The organism is Nioella ostreopsis (assembly GCF_004000255.1).
GTDB classification, from domain to species: domain Bacteria; phylum Pseudomonadota; class Alphaproteobacteria; order Rhodobacterales; family Rhodobacteraceae; genus Nioella; species Nioella ostreopsis.
In genome coordinates, this window is record NZ_RCIQ01000017.1 from 55,266 (window position 1) to 75,459 (window position 20,194).

Here is a 20,194-nt window from a genome sequence, read left to right on the forward strand (position 1 = left end):
ATGACCATCGACAAAGATCGTGTGTTGATCTTCGACACCACCTTGCGTGACGGCGAACAATCGCCCGGCGCCACCATGAGCCATGACGAGAAGCTGGAGATCGCAGCCCTTCTGGACGAGATGGGCGTCGACATCATCGAGGCGGGCTTTCCCATTGCCTCTGAAGGAGATTTCGCCGCCGTGTCCGAGATTGCCAAGCTGGCGAAATCCGCCACGATCTGCGGTCTCGCGCGCGCCAATTACAAGGATATCGACCGCTGTTGGGAGGCCGTGAAACACGCCGTTTCCCCGCGTATCCATACCTTCATCGGCACCTCTCCGCAGCACCGCGCCATTCCGAACCTGACCATGGACGAAATGGCCGACCGCATCCATGAAACCGTGACCCATGCCCGCAATCTCTGCGACAACGTGCAGTGGTCGCCGATGGACGCGACGCGGACCGAATGGGACTATCTGGCGCGTGTGGTGGAGATTGCCATCAAGGCGGGTGCCACCACCATCAACATCCCCGATACCGTGGGCTACACCGCGCCAGTGGAATCGGCTGACCTGATCCGCCGCCTGATCGCAGAGGTGCCGGGCGCCGATGACGTGATCTTCGCCACCCATTGCCACAATGACCTCGGCATGGCGACGGCGAACGCGCTTGGGGCCGTGGCGGGCGGCGCGCGGCAGATCGAATGCACCATCAACGGTCTGGGCGAACGCGCGGGCAATACCGCTCTGGAAGAGGTGGTGATGGCGCTGAAGGTCCGGCACGACATCATGCCGTGGCACACCAATATCGACACCCGCAAGATCATGCATATCTCGCGCCGGGTCTCGACCGTGTCGGGCTTCGCGGTGCAGCCCAACAAGGCCATCGTGGGCAAGAACGCCTTCGCCCATGAAAGCGGCATCCACCAGGACGGGATGCTGAAAAGCGCCGATACGTTCGAGATCATGCGGCCAGAGGATGTGGGCCTCGCAGGCACCTCTCTGCCGCTCGGCAAGCATTCGGGCCGCGCGGCGCTGCGCGCCAAGCTCAAGGACCTCGGTTTCGACATGGTCGACAACCAGTTGAATGACCTCTTCGTGCGGTTCAAGGCGCTGGCCGACCGCAAGAAAGAGGTTTTCGACGACGACCTCATTGCGCTCGTCACCGATGCCGCCGCCGCAGGTACCGAGGATCATCTGGAGCTGAAGTTCCTGCGCGTGATCTGCGGCACCGAGGCCCCCCAATCCGCCGACATCACCCTGCGCGTGGGCGACAAGGACCATCAGGCAACGGCGCAGGGCGACGGCCCGGTCGATGCGGCTTTCAACGCGGTCAAGGCGCTCTACCCGAACGAAGCGGCCTTGCAACTCTATCAGGTCAGCGCTGTGACCGAAGGCATGGACGCGCAGGCCACAGTGACCGTCCGGATCGAGGAAGACGGGCGCATCGCGACCGGCCAGTCGGCGGATACCGATACCGTGGTCGCCAGCGTCAAGGCTTACGTCAACGCGCTCAACCGCCTGATCGTCCGGCGCGAGAAGCTGGGTGAAGGTAGCGACAAGCGCGAAGTCTCCTACAAGGACGTGAACTGATCACATAAACGGCCGCCCCGCAAAGGCGGCCGTTTTCATCCCGGCTCCGCACCCATCTCTCGTGCCATCTCCTCGATCGCGGCCCAGATCCTGCCCGGCACCATCAGCGGCTTGCCCTGCGCAGTCGCGTGCAGATCGCGCTCCCGCTCACCCGGAACCTGCACCGGCCCGCGCCCTTCCGCCGGGGCGGAGACCCGGATTTCCGCCAGAATTTCTTCCGCCACCACCTGCATCGCCGGGGCCTCGTGATAGCGGCGGCAGTCCAATGCCAGCACCAGCCAGTTGATTTCCCCCTTCAGGACGGGCCCCAGCATCGCCTCGCCCACCAGTTCCGCAATCAGCGCGAGGCCATAGCCCAAAGGCCCGCCCTTGGGTAGGATCGCACCACCATTGAAATAATCCTCCGGATCGCGGGAGGGCGCGCCAGTGCGGTCGACGATCAGCCCCTCGGGCAGGTCCACCCCCGCCGCGCGGGCCGCATAGATCCAGCCACCAGCCGCCTGCGACGTGGCGATGTCGATCACCACCGGCCCCCGGTCACCGCCCGGCATGGCGATGCAAAACGGATTGGTCGGCAACAGCGCCTCGCGCCCGCCATAGGGCGCCACCATCCGCCAGCGCTTGCGATTGCCGCCGCCAAGCGCGATGGACAGGCAGCCGCGCCGCGCCGCAATCTCTCCGAAGGCCCCAAGCCGCCCGGTATGACCCGCCCCCAGAACGCCCACGGCAGAAATGCCGTTTTCAAGCGCGGCCTCGGCGGCGGCTTCATGGGCGATGCGCATTGCCGGGATGCCGATCGCGCCATGGGCCTGCACCGTCAGCCGCCCGCCATCCTGCCGCAGAATCTCGGGCCGCGCCTTGGGGTCGAGCGTGCCGTCCAGCATTTCCCGCGTGTATTGCAACGTGCGCACGATGCCATGGGACTCGACCCCGCATTGATCCGCCTCGACCAGGTGATCGGCCACCTCGCGCGCCACCTCAGGCGCGGCACCTGCCGCCCGGAAAAGCCCGCAGGCCACGCGCGCCGCCACCTCGGGCGCCACGGCGACCCGATCCAATACATTGAGCTTTCCGTGCTTTTCCGACTTTTGGGCCATGCGCCTGCCTCTTTGACATCTCCGATCCGGACGGTGTCACAGCCGCACGGCTTGCGCAGCAGCTTTTTTGCGCGGTCAGGGAAGAATTCGAAGGCGCTGCCCGATCCACATCCAGACAGGTGCAAGGGCGAAGGTCAGGGCAAAAGTGCCAATCGTCAGCGGCACCGGTCCCCATCCCGTCAACTCGCGCAGCGGCAGCAGATACAGCGGGTGGCTGAGATAGACGACCATCGAGATTCGCCGGGGGTCGAACCCCGGCAGGGACAGGGGCAGATCGCGGACCGAAATAAACAGAACCGGCGTCAGCACGAAGGCCGAGAAGGTGAGGTCATAGAAGCCATCGGGATCTAGGCTGCGATATTCCAGCGTGGTTTCGACGATCATCATCGCCACCGCCAGAATCAGGAACGCAAATCGCCGCCTTGGGCCGATCCCGGCAAGCAGCCGCCCCCGCGCGATCAGCAGACCGAGCGCGAGGAAGGGGAAGCCGTAGAACAGGAAATTCCGGGTCAGAACCAGCAGATCATAGGGATTCCGCATCGCGGACAGGTCGAGGAAGATGTTTTCTGCATATTGCACCGTCCCACCTATGCAGAACAGAACCGCCGCCAGCGCCATCAGTGCCCCGTCGGACAGGTTTCGTGCGGCATGAAGCAGGATCATCCCACCGATCAGCGCCGGCAGGTACCACAGGTGGAAAAAGCCGAAGAACAGTGTCAATCCCAGCCGGTACAGGCTGATTTCCTGATAGAACAGGATGAAGGGCAGAAAGACCAGGCTCCAACCCAGGTAGACGCGCATCACGCGCCAGACCCAGGGGCCAATACCCTTCGCCATCTGCCGGTCAAAGAAATAACCCGTGGTCAGCAGGAAGAACGGCACGATCACCCGCGCGAACCCATTGTTGAAATAGAAATGCGCCGCCGGGCTGACCGCCTGAAGACTGGCGCAATGGGCCATGACGACCATCAACGCCAGCACCAGCCGGGCGGCGTCGATGCCCCCATTCCTCAGGCCTCCTGCCGTGCTGGCGGCGGTTATCTGCAACTGTTCAGACGCGGTCATGACTGCCATGATCCTCGATTCATCCATGTCTGCTCAAGATCGGGGTTCACCCCTAGGGCCCAAGTTTGCTTTCATTGTCCCGAAATGTGGAATTATTCATGGCCATCTCTGGACGGCCTACGGCGGAAATGCGCTGATTTCTTTCAAAGCAAGCCTTTACCTGCCCTACCCCACCGGCCTATATGCGATGCGGTCTGCGGGACCGATTGCGCCCGAGTCTCTCGCAGGTGCCATAAATCACATCGCGCGCATAGAAGCAGGATCTCCTCAACCATGTTCGGACTTTTCGGCAGCCTCTTTTCCGCGGACATGGCCATTGACCTCGGAACCGCGAATACGCTGGTCTACGTCAAGGGTAAGGGCGTGGTCCTGAATGAACCTTCCGTTGTGGCCTATCAGATCAAGGACGGGGTCAAGAAGGCGCTGGCCTTCGGCGAGGATGCCAAGCTGATGCTTGGCCGGACGCCCGGCTCCATCCAGGCCATCCGGCCGATGCGCGAAGGCGTGATCGCCGACTTCGACGTGGCCGAAGAGATGATCAAGCACTTCATCCGCAAGGTCCACAAGCGCACCACCTTCACCAAGCCCAAGATCATCGTCTGCGTGCCGCATGGCGCGACCCCGGTCGAAAAGCGGGCCATTCGTCAATCCGTGCTGTCCGCCGGCGCGCGCAAGGCCGGCCTGATCGCGGAACCGATTGCCGCTGCCATCGGCGCGGGCATGCCGATCACCGACCCGACCGGCTCCATGGTCGTCGATATCGGCGGCGGGACGACCGAGGTGGCGGTTCTGTCGCTGGCCGATATCGTTTACGCGCGCTCCGTCCGCGTCGGGGGCGACCGCATGGACGAGGCGATCATCAGCTATCTGCGCCGTCAGCAGAACCTTCTGATCGGCGAGGCCACGGCCGAACGCATCAAGACCTCCATCGGCACCGCGCGGATGCCCGATGACGGGCGCGGCGCGTCGATGCAGATCCGGGGCCGCGACCTTCTGAACGGGGTGCCCAAGGAAACCGAGATCAGCCAGGCCCAGGTGGCCGAGGCGCTGGCCGAACCCGTGCAGCAGATTTGCGAGGCGGTGATGGGCGCGCTGGAAGCCACCCCGCCCGACCTTGCCGCCGATATCGTCGATCGCGGCGTGATGCTGACCGGGGGTGGTGCGCTCCTGGGTGAACTTGACCTCGCCCTGCGCGAACAGACGGGGCTGGCCATTTCGGTTGCCGACGAAAGTCTCAACTGCGTGGCTCTGGGAACCGGCAAGGCACTGGAATACGAAAACCTTCTGCGTCACGCTATCGACTACGACAGCTGATCCGCCGCCAGTCGCGGCCCCGATAAAAGGATCCCATGGCCCGAGAGCGTTCCGACAGCAGCCACATCAGACCCGTCCGGCGCCTGCTGCTGGCGGTCCTGTTCCTGTGTCTGGCGGTCATGGTCCTGATCTGGCGGATCGACAATCCCCGCGTCGAACGGCTGCGCAGTGCCATCACCGACCGGATCGTGCCGAATCTGGAATGGGTCATGGCCCCGGTCACCGCCTTTGGCCGGATGGTTGACGACTTCCAGTCCTACACACGGCTCTATCAGCAGAACGAGGAACTCAGACGCGAGTTGCAGCAGATGCGGTCCTGGCGCGAAGCCGCCTTGCAGCTGGAACAGGAAAACGCCCGCCTGCTCGATCTCAACCGGGTGCAGCTGGACCCGGAACTGACCTATGTGACCGGGCTGGTTCTGGCCGACAGTGGCAGCCCGTTCCGCCGGTCCGTTCTGCTGAATGTCGGCGCGCGCGATGGCATTCTGGACGGATGGGCCACGATGGATGGGCTCGGCGTCGTGGGGCGCATCTCGGGCGTGGGCCAGAACACCGCGCGTGTGGTGCTGCTGACCGACGCCGCCAGCCGCGTTCCGGTCACGGTCATGCCCTCCAGTCAGCAGGCGCTGTTGATGGGCGACAATACCGGCCTGCCGCTGTTGGAATTTCTGGAAGATATCGAAGACATCTCGCCCGGTGACCGGATTGTCACCTCCGGCGATGGCGGCGTCTTCCCGCCCGGCCTGCTGGTGGGCCATGTGGTGGTGGACCGCGACGGGCGATTGCGTGCCCGCCCCTCTGCCGATTTCTCGCGGCTGAACTTCCTGCGCGTCATGCGCAGCCATCCGGGCACCTCGCTGTCCGATCCCGGCGGGCTGATCGGCCCGCCCTGGCCGCTGCCGACGGCAGATGCGACCGCCCCTGACCCCGAGGCAACTGCCGAAACCGAAACCGCGGACGAGGCCACCGATGGGTGAGGACGCGCAAAGCCGGATCTGGGGCTACCGGGCCATCTATGTCCTGTTTGGTCTCGCCATCATCTTCTACCGCCTGTTGCCGCTGGAAACCGGCACGCCGGGCCTGCCCGGCCCCGACTTCATCCTCTGCCTCACGCTGGCCTGGGTGCTGCGCCAGCCCATGGCAGTTCCGGTCGGTTTGATCCTGCTTCTGATGCTGCTCGGCGATTTCCTGCTGCAACGCCCGCCGGGCCTGTGGACCGCGCTCGCCATCGGGGCCAGCGAATACCTGCGCAACCGCCGCGCGGGGATCGCGGAAACCCCGTTTCTCTTTGAATGGGGCATGGTTGCAGGCTGCATTCTGGCCATGGTTCTCGGGCAGCGGCTGATCCTGTGGGTGCTGCTGGCCGATCAGCCAAGCCTTGGCCTGGCGCTGATGGAAGGGCTTGCCACGATCGTGATCTACCCGTTGGTTGTCTTGGTCTCGAAATTCGCCTTGGGACTGGATAAGTTGCCGGTAGTGGAATCAGAGCCCGGGCGGCCATGAAACGATCCCAGAAAGAAGCCGAGGACAGCGCCCGCAAGATCACGCGGCGATCCATGATCATGGGCGGCTTCATGCTGCTGACGGGTGGCATCCTCGCCGCCCGGATGCGCTATCTTCAGGTGGAACGCGCCGATGATTTCCGCCTTCTGGCCGAGGAAAACCGCATCCGCATCGACCTGCTGCCACCCGCGCGCGGGCTGATCTATGACCGCTACGGGCAGCTTCTGGCAGACAATGAACAGAATTACACCGTGGTGATGGTGCGCGAGAATGTCGAGGATGTGGACGCGGTGCTGGACCGGCTGTCGCATATCATCAATATCGACATGGCCTCGCTGAACCGCGCCCGCGAAGACATGATGGCTCGCGCGCCGCATGTCCGCGTGACGCTGGCCGACCGGCTCAGTTGGGACGAATTCGCCTCGGTCGCCGTCAATGCGCCCGCCCTGCCCGGCATCACGCCCGAGGTGGGCCTGTCACGGGTCTACCCGTTCGGCGCCGATTTCGCCCATGTTGTCGGCTATGTGGGCCCGGTGTCGGATTACTATCTGGAAAGCACCGGCGACACCGACCCGATCCTGCAAACCCCCGATTTCCAGGTCGGTCGCTACGCGGTCGAGGCACGGATGGAACAGGATCTGCGCGGCGAGGCGGGAAATCTCTGGGTCGAGGTGAACTCCGCCGGGCGCGTCATGCGGGAACTGGACCGCGAAGCACCCGTTCCGGGCGATGATCTGCAACTGACCATCGACACCGGGTTGCAGAACTATGCACAGGCCCGGCTTGGCAACGAAAGCGCCTCAGCCGTGGTGATGGAGGTCGAGACCGGCGAGGTGCTGGCGCTGGCCTCCTCGCCCTCCTATGACCCCAATCTCTTCGTGCGCGGCATCTCGGTCGCCGAATACAGCAGCCTGACGGAAAACCCCTATCGCCCGCTGGCCAGCAAGACTGTGCAGGGTCTCTACCCGCCGGGATCCACTTTCAAGATGGTCACCGCGCTGGCCGGGCTGGAGGCCGGGCTGATCGAGCCCGAGGAAACCATCACCTGCAACGGGTTCGTGGAACTCGGCACTCGCCGCTTCCACTGCTGGCGCCGGGGCGGTCACGGGCGCATGAACATGGTCGACGGGCTGTCCCAGTCCTGTGACGTCTACTATTACGAACTGTCCCAGAGGGTCGGGATCGAGCGCATCGCCGCTATGGCCCGCCGTCTCGGACTTGGCGTGCGCCACGACCTGCCCCTGTCCGGTGTCGCGTCGGGGCTGATCCCGTCTCGGGAATGGAAACTGGCCAACCGGGGCAGCGAATGGGTGGTCGGCGATACGCTGAACACCTCGATCGGGCAGGGCCTGGTGCTCAGCTCACCCCTGGAACTTGCGGTCATGACCAGCCGCCTGGCCACCGGGCGGCAGATTCTGCCGCAACTGGTCCGCACCCTGAACGGCGTCAATCAGCGTGTCGATTCCTTCGCTGAAGTCGACATTCCCGCCGCGCATCTGGATGTGATCCGGCAAGGCATGTGGTCGGTGACCAATTTCCGCCGGGGGACGGCCTTTGGCGCCCGCGTCACCGAAGAGGGATACGAGATCGCCGGCAAGACCGGCACCAGCCAGGTCCGCAACATCACCGCCGCCGAACGGGAGGCCGGCGTCACCGCCAACGAGGATCTGCCCTGGGACCGGCGCGACCATGCGCTCTTCGTGGGCTACGCGCCTGCCGACAATCCGCGCTACGCGGTCAGCGTGGTAGTGGAACATGGCGGCGGCGGGTCGGCCGTCGCAGCCCCCATTGCCCGCGATCTGCTGCTGCGTGCCATGTATGGCGAGCTGCCGCCGCTGTCTGCCTACCCGGTCGGCCTGCGGCGCGACATCGAAGAGATGCATGACAACATGGACCTGCTGCCGCTGGAGATCCTGCGAAGCACGGGCCGGGTCCGGGCATGAGCTATCTTGAATACACCCAGAAGGCCACGCCCACGGGCTTACGCAAGGTGCTGTACCTGAACTGGGCGCTGATCATCCTGCTGACGGCGGTGGCCTGCGTGGGCTTCCTGATGCTCTATTCCGTTGCCGGTGGCTCCATGCGTCCCTGGGCCGGGCCGCAGATGCAGCGCTTTACGCTCGGCCTCACCGCCATGATGATCGTCGCCTTCACCCCCATCTGGTTCTGGCGCAATGTTTCGGCGCTGGCCTATGGCCTGTCGCTGATCCTGCTTCTGCTGGTGGAGTTCTTCGGCACCGTCGGCATGGGTGCACAGCGCTGGATCGACCTCGGTTTCATGCGCCTGCAACCGTCCGAGCTGACAAAGATCACCGTGGTGATGCTGCTGGCCGCCTATTACGACTGGCTCGATATCCGCAAGGTCTCGCGCCCGCTCTTCGTGCTGATTCCGGTCGCGATCATCCTCGTACCCGCCTTCCTGACCTTCATTCAGCCGGACCTCGGCACCGCTTTGCTGATCCTTGTGGGCGGCGCGGCGGTGATGTTCTGCGCAGGCGTCCACTGGGCCTATTTCGCGGCCGTCATCGCCTCGGCAGGCGGTATCGTGACGGCTGTCTTCGCCTCGCGGGGCACCGCGTGGCAGCTGTTGCAGGACTACCAGTACCGCCGCATCGACACATTCCTCGACCCGTCCTCGGACCCGCTTGGCGCGGGCTATCACATCACCCAAAGTCAGATTGCCCTTGGCTCCGGCGGCTGGACGGGCCGGGGTTTCATGCAGGGCACCCAGATCCGGGGCGATTTCCTGCCAGAGGCGCAGACCGATTTCATCTTTCCCACGCTGGCCGAAGAATTCGGCTTCGTCGGCGCGGCCTCGCTACTGGGGCTCTACCTGCTGATCCTGCTCTTCTGCATCGTCACCGCGATCCAGACAAAAGACCGTTTCAGCTCGCTGGTCACGCTTGGGGTGACGGCGACCTTCTTCCTCTACTTCGCCATCAACATGGCGATGGTGATGGGGCTGGTGCCCGTCGTGGGGGTGCCGCTGCCGCTGGTCAGCTATGGTGGCTCGGCGATGCTTGTGCTCATGGCTGCTTTCGGGTTGGTTCAGTCAGCACATGTGCACCGCCCCCGCTGAAGGACCCGACATGCTGACCATCCTCTTCGCCGCCCGCCCCGACCGTTGGGACGCCTATGAAGCCCCGCTCAACCGCGCCATCGCCGCCACTGGCTTGACCGATTTCCGCGTTGTGACAAAGGCCGCGCCGGAAGAGGTGGATTACATCGTCTACGCCCCCAACAGCGACGTGCAGGATTTTTCGATCTTCCCCAATCTCAAGGCGATCCTGAACCTCTGGGCCGGGGTGGAAACCATCGTCGGAAATTCCACGATCACCGTACCGCTTTGCAGGATGGTCGATACCGGCCTGCGCGAAGGAATGCGCGAATGGGTCACGGGCCACGTGCTGCGCCACCATCTGGGGATGGACGCGCAGATCAAGGGCACACCCGGCCTGTGGGAGCCCAGAATACCGCCGCTGGCCCGCAACCGGGCCGTCGCCATTCTGGGACTGGGAGAGCTGGGAACCGCCTGCGCCGAGACGCTGCTGGCGCTCGGGTTCACCGTCACGGGGTGGAGCCGCAGCCCCAAATCCATCCCCGGCGTGAACTGCTTTCATGGTGAAGACGGGCTGACAGAGTGTCTTGCAACCGCTGAAATTGTGGTGCTGCTGCTGCCGAACACACCGGCAACCGAAAATACCCTGAACGCCCGGACCCTGGCCGCAATGCCGCGCGGGGCCTTCGTGATCAATCCCGGACGCGGCCCGTTGATTGATGATGACGCGCTCTTGGCGGCGCTCGACGATGGCCAGATCGCCCACGCGACGCTCGATGTCTTCCGAGTGGAACCCTTGCCCGCGGATCACCCCTACTGGCACCATCCACAGGTCACCGTCACCCCGCATATCGCGTCGGAAACCCGGCCTGAAACGGCCGCCGAGGTCATCGCAGAGAATATTCGGCGGTCCGAATCCGGCGAGCCCCTTCTGCATCTCGTGGACAGGTCTGCGGGCTACTGAGCACGGCAAAACAGCGTGTCGTCTGCACGCAGGGTGTACGGGGGGTGTACAGGGGGTGTACGCAGGGTGACCGGCCAAATCCCCGGTATCAGCGCAGTTTCGGTGGCTTCCCCGGATCCATCCCCGGCGCGGTGCCCGGCACTTGTTCGGGTCTTTTTGGCTCCGGCAGATCAAAGCGAAGCCCTGTTTTCGCCAGCGATGCGCAAACCGGATCGGACGCCCGAAAGAAGCCCACATCCATCACCCCGGCCTCGATTCCAGAGAATGTCAAAGCCTCTCCCGCCGCCCGCGCCAAAGCCGGCTCCGCCCCCGGAACCGGATCGACAAAAGCCAGCAAATGCGATTTGCGACCGCCCGAATAGGTCACGCCACACAGGTATGCCAACCGCGCAAGCCCCTGAGCCGTAACAAGTTTTGCGTCCAACGCCGTGATCAGCGCCTCCGGCAATCCGACAGGCGCGCTGATTTCCTCAGGCGTTTCCTCGATCTCGTCCGGGGCTTCGGCAAGGGTCGCGGCAAGCCAGTCCACCGCCTCGGATGGCACGAGGATCGAGGCCTCGGCACCGGGGTTCACCGCCAGTCCAATGCCCTGCCCCGCCACCATCGCCGCCAAGCCCCGGCCCGACAGAACCGCATAGGGTGCGCTGCCCTCGGCAAACTCGGCAAGACGTTCTTCACGATCGAAAACAAGCACATAGCTGGCATCCTCAACGGGAAAGACCTGCGGGGTGATCTCATCACCCCCCGCTTCCCCCGCAAGGGCAAGGAACAGTTCGCTATCTGCCAACCGCTCGTAGAAGCGCAGCCGCAATGCGTCATCCTCGGGCGCGGCATTCATCGCGGTCAGGGCGGCGTCAATCGGGGTTGTCTCGGTCATGGCTTCAGCACCTCCTGGACGCGGGCGCGCAGGGCGGGCAGAAGCTCTGCCTCGAACCATGGGTTCCGCTTCATCCACGCGGTATTGCGCCAGGACGGGTGGGGCAAGGGGATCACGCGGGGCGCATGGTCGCGCCAGGCTGCAACGCGGGCGGTGACACCGGCCTTGCCCGGCAGGTGCCAGACCTGGGCATGGCCCCCGATCAGCAGCGTCAGCTCTATCTGCGGCAGCAGATCCAGCACCCGACCACGCCATGTCCTTGCGCAGATTGGCGGCGGTGGAAGATCCGAGCCCTTCGCGTCATATCCCGGGAAGCAGAAGGCCATGGGGACAATCGCGACCCGGTCGCGGTCGTAGAAGACGTCCTCATCCACCCCCATCCACTGGCGCAGCCGATCCCCTGACGGATCGGTGAAGGGCTTGCCTGACCGATGCACCCGCATCCCCGGTGCCTGCCCGGCAATCAAAAGCCGTGCGTCCGGCCCGGCCCAAAGCACCGGGCGGGGCGAATGGGCCGTTTGAGTTGCCGCGAAGCGGTCGATGCAAAGGCTGCAGCGGGTGATCTTTTGTGCCAGGTGATCGAAGCTCATACCGGCAGGAAAGCGTGATGCGCTCGGAAAGGAAAGGGATTGTCGCCATGAGGCACCCACCCGACGGCGTCCTTGGCTGGTTTTTGCCGGAGGCGTTCGGGAACACCGACGCCGGACAGTCACGCTCGCTTCGGGGTGGACAACATTTCGTTATTTCTATAATTATAGAATCATGAAGCAGAACAGCCCCCCCCCCGCCCTCATATTCGCGGCCTCCGCCTTTGCGGCGCTTGGGTCCGAGCAACGGCTATCCATCTTGCGGCGGCTTGTTCGCGCGGGGCCGGAGGGGCTGCCGATCGGGGAACTGGGGGATGCCGTGGGGATCACCGGTTCGGTGTTGACCCACCATCTTAAACAAATGGTGTCCGCCGGGCTGCTTCAGCAGCAGCGCGACGGACGCCGGATCATCTGCGCGGTGGATTACGACGAGATCCGCCGCCTCTCGGACTACCTGTTGCAAGAATGCTGCGCCGATCAGGGCGGCCATAGTCAAGGAGCCCATCATGGCTGATCTCACGCAATCCCCTGCCCCGCTGCGAGGTCTTTGGTCCCGCGTCGACAAGGTGCTGCTGACCTGCGCCGCTATCGCCCTGGCCATTTTCCTGCTGGATCGGGCGGCCTTCGTCCCCTCGATTGCCGAAGCTTTCACAAGCCTTGCCCATACCGGCCCGTTCATCCTGTTCGCCGTCGCCGCCATTGGCGTGATGCGGGCAACCGGGTCCGAGCGGCTGCTGGAAGGCGCGTTCGAGGGGCGCGAGGTCCGGATGATCGTTCTGGGGGCACTCGCAGGCGGGTTGTCGCCCTTCTGTTCCTGCGAGGTCATTCCGTTCGTCGCCGCCCTGCTGGCCGCCGGTGCGCCCCTGTCTGCGGTCATGGCCTTCTGGCTGGCCTCCCCCCTGATGGACCCGGCCATGTTCGCGATCACGGCGGGGGCGATCAGCTTTGATTTCGCGCTGGCCAAGACCGTGGCGGCCATTGCCATCGGCCTGTTCGGTGGCTTCAGCCTGATGATGCTCTCAGGCACCGCCCTGCTTGCGGACCCGCTGAAGGCTCAGACGCCAACGGGCTGCGGATCCTGCTGCGGCACGAAGAAGCTGAGCCTCAATTGGCGCTTCTGGCAGGAGGCAGAACGCAGGGCCCTGTTTGCCCGCGCTGCCTGGGACAACCTGCTGTTCCTCGGCAAGTGGTTGCTGCTGGCCTACCTGTTGCAGGCGCTACTGATCCGCTACGTGCCCGCCGAATGGATCGGCACCGCGCTTGGCGGCGACGGGATCGGCCCGATCCTGCTTGGCGCAATCCTTGGCGCACCAGCCTATCTGAACGGCTATGCCGCGGTTCCGCTGATCGCGGGCCTGTTGGAACAGGGAATGAGCCCCGGCGCGGCCATGGCCTTCGTGATCGCGGGTGGCGTCAGCTGTATCCCTGCGGCGGTGGCGGTCTGGGCACTGGTCAAGCCCAAGATCTTCGCGGCCTATCTGGGTTTTGCCGTGGTCGGGGCCATTCTTGCCGGTCTGAGCTGGGGTTTCATCGCTTGAGTGCCTGCGAAACGGTCCCTTCCGTGATCCGTTGCGCCCGTTCGCGCAGCGTATGGAAGGCGCCATCCGGCCTGCAAATGTTAAGAACAAGCCCCCATTGCCCCGGCCGTGGGGGGCATTTGTTAGGAGAAATGCCGCAATCCTGTCATATTTCCCCCGAAGAGCTTTGAAATCGTTGCTCTAACGGACATAATAGCGCCCAAATGGATAGATAGATTGTCCGAAAGAAGCCCTGAACTCTGGTATCGGGGCCGCACATGGCAGCAATACAGGGCAAACATGCTTGAGTTTTCGAATGTCTCAAAGTCCTTCTGGACGGGCACACAGCGCAAGGTCATCCTGGACCGGGCGTCTTTCCGTGTCGAACTGGGGCAATCGCTTGGCATTCTGGCCCCGAATGGAACCGGCAAGACGACGCTGATCAACATGATGGCCGGGCTGGAAAAACCCGATGAGGGCGAAATCACCCGTGGCTGCCGCATCTCCTTTCCGCTCGGCTTCATGGGTGGGGTCATTCCCAACCTGTCCGCCACGGAAAACAGCCGCTACATTGCGCAGCTCTACGGGCTGGATCCGGACTATGTAGAGGCGTTCTGCCGGTGGGTCTGCGATCTGGAGGAATATTTCGACCGCCCGCTCGGCACCTATTCCGCAGGCATGAAGGCCCGGTTCCAGTTTTCGCTGCTTCTGGCGCTGGAATTCGATATATACCTGATCGACGAAGGCATGCCCCGCACCACAGACGCCAATTTCAACCGCAAGGCGGGCACGATCCTTGCGGAACGCCTGAAATCGGCAACCGTCATCATCGTGTCCCACCAGGCGGAAACGCTGGAAAAATTCGCAAGACGTGCCGCCGTGTTGAAGGATGGCCAGTTTTACCAGTTCGACTCTCTCGAAGAGGCTAAGAGACTTTATGACTATGAAACCCAGGGGTAAGAAATTCCGCATCCGGCGCACCGGTCCGACGGCCCCCGCGGGGGAAACGCGCCGCGTGGCCGACGACTCGCTCGATGCACCGACGGATGACGGGTTCGGCAATATGCGGTTCCCAACGGCGGGCGCACCTGCCGGGCAGTCCGCGACCCCGCAACAACCCGCTCAGCGACAGACTCAAGGCATGTCCATCGAGGAAGAGCTTGCCGCGATCCGGTCAGAGGGGTTGACCGGGCGCCAACTGCGGATGGCCCGACGCACCGCGCAGAAACATGGGCTGCAACCGGCGTCGGATTTCGACGCGGTGCGGCTGTTGCGCCGCCAGGGGATCGACCCGTTCGAACGGTCCAACATGCTGGAACTTGTGGTCAATGACGGCCAGCAGCGCGCCGAGGCACAGCCCCGCCTGCCAGCCACCGTGCGCCAGCCGAGCGTTCCCGCCGCCGCCCCGCAGACCGCCCCGGCCATGGCCCCGCCGACGCTGGACGATGCCGCCCGCGCGCAGGAAATCCTGCGCATGCAGCGCGATATCGCCGCCCGTCGCCGCAAGCGGCTGCTCCTGCTGTTCGCGCGGCTGATGGCCTTCGTGATGCTGCCGACGATGTTGGTGGGCTATTACTATTACAATATCGCGACGCCGATGTACGCGACCACCACCCTGTTCCAGATCCAGAAGGCGGAAAGCGCCAGCCCGGCGGGCGGCCTTGGTGGGCTGCTCGGCGGCACCACCTTTGCCACGGTCCAGGATTCCATTGCGGTTCAAAGCTTCCTCGAAAGCCGCGAGGCGATGCTGCTGCTGGACGAGGAACTGGGCCTGCGGGAGCACTTCTCGGCCCCCGAGATCGACCCGCTGAACCGACTGGCTCCCGATGCCTCGACCGAAGACCTCTACGCGCTCTATTCGCGCAACCTGACCATCGGCTACGACCCGACCGAAGGCATGGTAAGGATGGAGGTTCTGGCAGCAGATCCGCAGCTTTCGGCGGCCTTCTCTCAGGCGCTTCTGCGCTATGCCGAGGAACGTGTCGACCAGATGTCGCACCGCCTGCGCGACGACCAGATGGCCGGGGCGCGCGAAAGCTATGACGCCGCCGAGGACGCGCTCGCCTCTGCGCAGCTTCGCGTGGTGAACCTTCAGGAACAGACAGGTATCCTGAGTTCGGAGGCGGAAGTGGGGGCCCTGTTCAACCAGATCTCCACCTTCGAGATCCAGTTGCAGAACGAACGTTTGCGCCTGGATGAACTGCTGTCGGTCGACCGCCCGAACCAGACCCGCGTGGAGGTGGCCGAACGCAACATTGCCCGGCTGGAGGCCCTGATCGACGAGTTGCGATCCTCGATGACCGAGGATGCTAGCAGCCAGGTATCGCTGGCGCGCATCAGCTCGGAACTTGCCGTGGCGCAGGCCGATCTGCAAACCCGCCAGCTGATGCTGAGCCAGGCGTTGCAGGCTCTTGAAGGGGCCCGGCTGGAAGCTGAGCGGCAGTCGCTCTACCTGACCATCAGCGTGAACCCGGTCGCCCCGGACGAGGCCGCATTCCCCCGCAAGCTGGAAAACACGCTGCTTGCCTTCCTGATCTTTTCTGGCATTTACCTGATGCTGTCGATGACGGCCTCCATCCTAAGAGAACAGGTATCCGCCTAGCCCATGAAACAAGTTTCGATCGGAAAGATCACAACCGGCAATGACCTTCCCCTGACGGTCATTGCCGGTCCGTGCCAACTGGAAACGCTGGACCACGCCCGGATGATTGCCGAGCAGATGGCCCAGGCCTGCGAGACAGCGGGCGCGCAATACGTCTTCAAGGCAAGCTACGACAAGGCCAACCGCACCAGCCTTGGCGGCAAACGCGGCGTCGGAATGGACGAGGGATTGACCATCCTGTCCAAGATCGGCGCGGAATTCGGCTGCCCGGTCCTGACCGACATCCATTCCGAGGCGCAATGCGCCCCCGTGGCCCAAGCCGTCGACATCCTGCAAATCCCTGCCTTCCTGTGCCGCCAGACCGACCTGCTGCTGGCCGCGGGCGAAACCGGGGCCGCGATCAACGTCAAGAAGGGGCAGTTCCTGGCGCCCTGGGACATGGCCAATGTGGTGAGCAAGCTGGAAAGCACCGGCAATACCCGCCTGCTGCTGACCGAGCGTGGCACCAGCTTCGGCTACAACACCCTGGTCGCCGATATGCGTGGCCTGCCGATCATGGCGCAATCCGGCTATCCGGTGGTGATGGACGCGACCCATTCGGTGCAGCAACCGGGTGGCCAGGGCGGATCGTCCGGCGGTCAGCGGGAATTTGCCCCGGTGATGGCGCGCGCCGCTGTGTCGCTTGGCATTGCTGCGGTTTTCATCGAAACCCACGAAGACCCAGACAATGCCCCCTCTGACGGGCCGAATATGATCCCATTGACCCAGATGCAGACCCTTGTGAACAGTTTGATGCAGTTCGATCGGCTGGCAAAAGCCGATCCGATACGACTCTAAGATCTTACGGAGCCTTTCATGACCAAACCCCATTCCGTCGTCACCCAGAACACCTGGGCCTTTCTGCGCGACCCGATGATCACGCCGACCGGATTCCGCGAATATGATGCCCGCTGGAAATTCCCCGATGAGATCAACCTGCCCGGCATCACTGCGCTTGGTCTCGGCCTTGGCACCCAGATGCATGAAGCTGGGATTGATCCGGTCATCGCCGTGGGCAACGACTACCGCGACTATTCGCTGTCGGTGAAGAATGCGCTGATCCTCGGGCTGATGCAGGCGGGCATCCATGTGAAGGATATCGGCCCTGCCCTGTCTCCCATGGCCTATTTCAGCCAGTTCCATCTTGACGCGCCCGCCGTGGCCATGGTCACGGCCAGCCACAACCCCAATGGCTGGACCGGGGTCAAGATGGGCTTTCAGCGCCCGCTGACCCACGGCCCGGTGGAAATGGCCCGGCTGCGTGACATCGTCTTGGGCGGCGAAGGCGTGGCGCGGCCTGGTGGTGCATATGAATTCGTCGAGGGCGTGCGCGAAGCCTATCTCGATGACCTCGTGGGTGATTTCAAGATGACCCGCAAACTGCGCGTAGTCTGCGCGACCGGAAACGGCACCGCCTCGGCCTTCGCACCGGAGCTGTTCGAGCGTTTGGGGGTAGAGGTCATCCCCTCTCACAACGCGCTTGACTACACCTTCCCCAACTACAACCCAAACCCCGAGGCGATGGAGATGCTGCATGACATGTCCGCCACGGTGAAAGACAGCGGCGCAGATCTCGCGCTCGGCTTCGACGGGGATGGCGACCGCTGTGGTGTAGTGGACAATGAGGGCGAGGAGATCTTTGCTGACAAGGTGGGCGTCATCATGGCCCGCGATCTGGCCAAGCTCTACCCCGGATCGACCTTCGTGGCCGATGTGAAATCGACGGGGCTCTATGCCTCGGACCCGGAACTGAAAGCCCATGGGGCCAAGGCAGACTACTGGAAGACCGGTCACAGCCACATGAAACGCCGCGTGCATGAACTGGGCGCACTGGCGGGGTTCGAGAAGTCGGGGCACTACTTCCTGGCGGAACCCATTGGGCGTGGATATGATTGCGGGATGCGCGTCGCGGTGGAAATCTGCAAGCTACTCGACCGCAACCCGGACATGTCCATGGCCGATCTGCGCCGCGCCCTGCCCGTCACCTATTCCTCGCCCACCATGTCGCCCTGGTGCGCGGATACCGAGAAATACGATGTGCTGGACCGGCTGGTCGCGAAACTGGTGGACCGCCATGCGGAGGGCGGCTCGCTCGGCGGGCAGAAAATCGTCGACGTGGTCACGGTAAACGGCGCGCGGGTGATGCTGGAAAACGGCGGGTGGGGGCTGGTTCGGGCGTCATCCAATACGCCCAACCTCGTGGTGGTCTGCGAAAGCCCCGAAAGCGAGGCGGAACTGCGCGCCATCTTCCAAGACCTCGATGCGGTGATCCGCACGGAACCCGGCGTCGGCGCGTACGACCAGACCCTCTGAGACGGGCGCGGGGAAGGATCTTGCAAGATCCTTGGAAAATCCTTGCAAGGATTTTCGCCCGCCCCGCCGCAATGTCACGCTTTCTTGGGCTGCCGAAGCGCACTACGCTTTCGGCAGCCCTTTCCATTCGAGATATGCCATGCGCCTTTTCCTGATCCTGCTGTTCCTCGCCATGCCCCTGATCTCCCAAGCGCAGGAGGCTACGCAACCGGACACCACCATTTCCGTCGAAAACTCCGCGCAACAGGATGCCGCCATCGCCGTGCGTATCCGAGAGATCATCCATCAGCTCGACGGCTACGAAAACGTCGCGGTCTATGTCTCGGACGGCATCGTCACGCTGCGTGGCACCACGCTGGATGCAGCCACGGCTGACGCGTTGACCGGCCTTGTGGCGCGGGTCGAGGGCGTTGTCGCCATCGAGAATGAGGTCGCCGAGACAACCGACATCGTGGAACGGCTGACACCTGCGGTACAACGGCTTTGGAACAGGGTTGCGCAGACTCTCGCCTTCCTTCCCTTGCTGCTTGTGGCGGTTCTGGCCGGGCTGCTGGTTGTCTGGGCGGGCTATCTGGTCGCGCGCCTGAAAAACCCGTGGGACCGCATGGCCCCAAATGCTTTCATCGCCGATATCTACCGCCAGATCGTGCGTCTGTTCTTCGTCGTTCTCGGTGTGGTTCTGGCGCTGGACCTGCTGAACCTGACGGCGCTTCTCTCCACTATTCTTGGCGCTGCGGGGATCGTGGGCCTTGCCATCGGCTTCGCCGTCCGGGACACCGTGGAAAACTTCATCGCCTCCATCATGCTGTCCATGCGCCAGCCCTTCCGTCCCAAGGATCTGGTGGAAATCGAGGGCGATACCGGCCACGTCATCCGCCTGACAAGCCGCGCCACGATCCTGCTGTCACCCGATGGCAACCACATCCGCATCCCCAATTCCAAGGTCTTCAGTTCCCGGATCGTGAACTACACCCGCAACGATGAACGCCGCTTCACCTTCACCCTCGGGGTCGACGCGAACGCCGATATCGCCGAAGCGCAGGAGATCATCCTGGGCGCGCTGCAGGAACTGCCCTACCTGCTGGAAACCCCAGGCCCCTCGACCTGGGTCGAGGAGGTGGGTGACAGCAACATCACCATCACCGCCGCCGGATGGGTCAAGCAACACGAGACCGGCCTGTTCATGGCACGGGGCGAGGCAATCCGGCTGGCCAAGGCACGGCTGGAAGAGGCCGGCATCACGCTGCCAGAACCGACCTACCGCCTGATCACCGATTCAACGATTCGCCCCGCCCCGGCCCGAAGCACCAAAGCCTCTGGCGACGCTCAGGACGAGGTCGCACCGGTTGTTGCCATGCCGGTTCACGCCGAGGATATGCAGGAATTGCAACGGATTGTAGACGCCGAACGGGCCGAAACGGCGCACGACGATCTTCTGACCCGAGAGGCCCCCCAGGAATAGTCGGAAGGGAACGGTTTTTTTGCCCGAAGGGTCTTGATCCCGCGCGGCGAGCGGCGTAACTAGCGCGTCACGGTTGGGGTGTAGCCAAGCGGTAAGGCAGCGGTTTTTGGTACCGTGTACCGTAGGTTCGAATCCTACCACCCCAGCCAATCACTTACCGAAATCGAGACGGTCCCGTGTGCGGTGCAGATTGTGCCGCCTTTTCCGCGGGTTCTCGGGTTTCC

Annotated in this window: 18 protein-coding genes and 1 tRNA gene; 15 read left to right on the forward strand and 4 right to left on the reverse strand. The window is 63.7% G+C overall.

Annotation, left to right across the window (positions count from 1 at the left end; all coding sequences use genetic code 11):
* Positions 1-1,572: a 2-isopropylmalate synthase gene (locus EP237_RS16700; RefSeq protein WP_127562042.1), complete on the forward strand. Its 1,572-nt coding sequence runs from the start codon at positions 1-3 to the stop codon at positions 1,570-1,572.
* A 35-nt stretch (positions 1,573-1,607) separates the two neighbouring features.
* On the opposite strand, the gene EP237_RS16705 is transcribed toward EP237_RS16700, so the two are convergent.
* Both EP237_RS16705 and EP237_RS16710 read right to left on the reverse strand, forming a co-directional pair.
* Positions 1,608-2,669 (reverse strand): Ldh family oxidoreductase, encoded by a 1,062-nt coding sequence (locus tag EP237_RS16705; protein ID WP_127562043.1) that lies wholly within the window; start codon positions 2,667-2,669, stop codon positions 1,608-1,610.
* Between the two features lie 75 nt (positions 2,670-2,744).
* Positions 2,745-3,743: an acyltransferase family protein gene (locus tag EP237_RS16710; RefSeq protein ID WP_164744739.1), complete on the reverse strand. Its 999-nt coding sequence runs from the start codon at positions 3,741-3,743 to the stop codon at positions 2,745-2,747.
* Between the two features lie 264 nt (positions 3,744-4,007).
* On the opposite strand from EP237_RS16710, the gene EP237_RS16715 reads away from it, so the two are divergent.
* The 6 genes from EP237_RS16715 to EP237_RS16740 are packed head-to-tail and all read left to right on the forward strand — an operon-like array spanning position 4,008 to position 10,573.
* Complete coding sequence (locus tag EP237_RS16715; protein WP_071689319.1) at positions 4,008-5,048, forward strand: rod shape-determining protein; 1,041 nt, start codon at positions 4,008-4,010, stop codon at positions 5,046-5,048.
* Between the two features lie 35 nt (positions 5,049-5,083).
* A complete protein-coding gene (mreC, locus tag EP237_RS16720; RefSeq protein ID WP_127562045.1) occupies positions 5,084-6,025 on the forward strand; it encodes a rod shape-determining protein MreC in 942 nt (313 codons plus the stop codon).
* Positions 6,018-6,551: a rod shape-determining protein MreD gene (locus EP237_RS16725; protein WP_127562046.1), complete on the forward strand. Its 534-nt coding sequence runs from the start codon at positions 6,018-6,020 to the stop codon at positions 6,549-6,551. The genes mreC and EP237_RS16725 overlap by 8 nt, the downstream gene beginning before the upstream one ends.
* On the forward strand, positions 6,548-8,494 hold the full coding sequence (gene mrdA, locus EP237_RS16730) for a penicillin-binding protein 2 (protein WP_127562047.1): 1,947 nt from the start codon (positions 6,548-6,550) through the stop codon (positions 8,492-8,494). The genes EP237_RS16725 and mrdA overlap by 4 nt, the downstream gene beginning before the upstream one ends.
* The gene (rodA, locus tag EP237_RS16735) at positions 8,491-9,630 is read left to right on the forward strand and encodes a rod shape-determining protein RodA (RefSeq protein ID WP_127562048.1); all 1,140 of its coding nucleotides are present in this window, start codon (positions 8,491-8,493) and stop codon (positions 9,628-9,630) included. Before mrdA ends, rodA begins: the two co-directional genes overlap by 4 nt.
* A gap of 10 nt (positions 9,631-9,640) precedes the next feature.
* Positions 9,641-10,573, forward strand: coding sequence for a 2-hydroxyacid dehydrogenase (locus EP237_RS16740; protein ID WP_127562049.1), 933 nt, complete (start codon positions 9,641-9,643; stop codon positions 10,571-10,573).
* A gap of 88 nt (positions 10,574-10,661) precedes the next feature.
* Here EP237_RS16740 and EP237_RS16745 read toward each other — a convergent pair whose 3' ends face one another.
* Together EP237_RS16745 and EP237_RS16750 are read right to left on the reverse strand one after the other, a co-directional pair.
* A complete protein-coding gene (locus EP237_RS16745) occupies positions 10,662-11,450 on the reverse strand; it encodes an SseB family protein (protein ID WP_127562050.1) in 789 nt (262 codons plus the stop codon).
* Positions 11,447-12,040, reverse strand: coding sequence for a uracil-DNA glycosylase family protein (locus EP237_RS16750; RefSeq protein WP_127562051.1), 594 nt, complete (start codon positions 12,038-12,040; stop codon positions 11,447-11,449). Before EP237_RS16750 ends, EP237_RS16745 begins: the two co-directional genes overlap by 4 nt.
* A 172-nt stretch (positions 12,041-12,212) precedes the next feature.
* On the opposite strand from EP237_RS16750, the gene EP237_RS16755 reads away from it, so the two are divergent.
* The 8 genes from EP237_RS16755 (at position 12,213) to EP237_RS16790 (ending at position 20,119) form a co-directional block, all read left to right on the forward strand.
* Complete coding sequence (locus EP237_RS16755; protein WP_127562052.1) at positions 12,213-12,551, forward strand: ArsR/SmtB family transcription factor; 339 nt, start codon at positions 12,213-12,215, stop codon at positions 12,549-12,551.
* Positions 12,544-13,575 (forward strand): permease, encoded by a 1,032-nt coding sequence (locus EP237_RS16760; RefSeq protein ID WP_127562053.1) that lies wholly within the window; start codon positions 12,544-12,546, stop codon positions 13,573-13,575. Before EP237_RS16755 ends, EP237_RS16760 begins: the two co-directional genes overlap by 8 nt.
* A gap of 279 nt (positions 13,576-13,854) precedes the next feature.
* Complete coding sequence (locus EP237_RS16765; protein ID WP_127562054.1) at positions 13,855-14,514, forward strand: ABC transporter ATP-binding protein; 660 nt, start codon at positions 13,855-13,857, stop codon at positions 14,512-14,514.
* Positions 14,492-16,156: a KpsE/RkpR family capsule polysaccharide export protein gene (locus tag EP237_RS16770; protein ID WP_127562055.1), complete on the forward strand. Its 1,665-nt coding sequence runs from the start codon at positions 14,492-14,494 to the stop codon at positions 16,154-16,156. The genes EP237_RS16765 and EP237_RS16770 overlap by 23 nt, the downstream gene beginning before the upstream one ends.
* 3 nt (positions 16,157-16,159) lie before the next feature.
* Positions 16,160-16,993, forward strand: a complete 834-nt coding sequence (gene kdsA, locus EP237_RS16775; protein WP_127562056.1) for a 3-deoxy-8-phosphooctulonate synthase — start codon at positions 16,160-16,162, stop codon at positions 16,991-16,993.
* An 18-nt stretch (positions 16,994-17,011) separates the two neighbouring features.
* Positions 17,012-18,508: a phosphomannomutase/phosphoglucomutase gene (locus tag EP237_RS16780; RefSeq protein WP_127562057.1), complete on the forward strand. Its 1,497-nt coding sequence runs from the start codon at positions 17,012-17,014 to the stop codon at positions 18,506-18,508.
* A 139-nt stretch (positions 18,509-18,647) separates the two neighbouring features.
* A complete protein-coding gene (locus tag EP237_RS16785) occupies positions 18,648-19,970 on the forward strand; it encodes a mechanosensitive ion channel family protein (protein ID WP_127562058.1) in 1,323 nt (440 codons plus the stop codon).
* A 74-nt stretch (positions 19,971-20,044) separates the two neighbouring features.
* Positions 20,045-20,119 (forward strand) — tRNA-Gln (locus tag EP237_RS16790).
* The last annotated feature ends 75 nt before the right edge of the window (positions 20,120-20,194 follow it).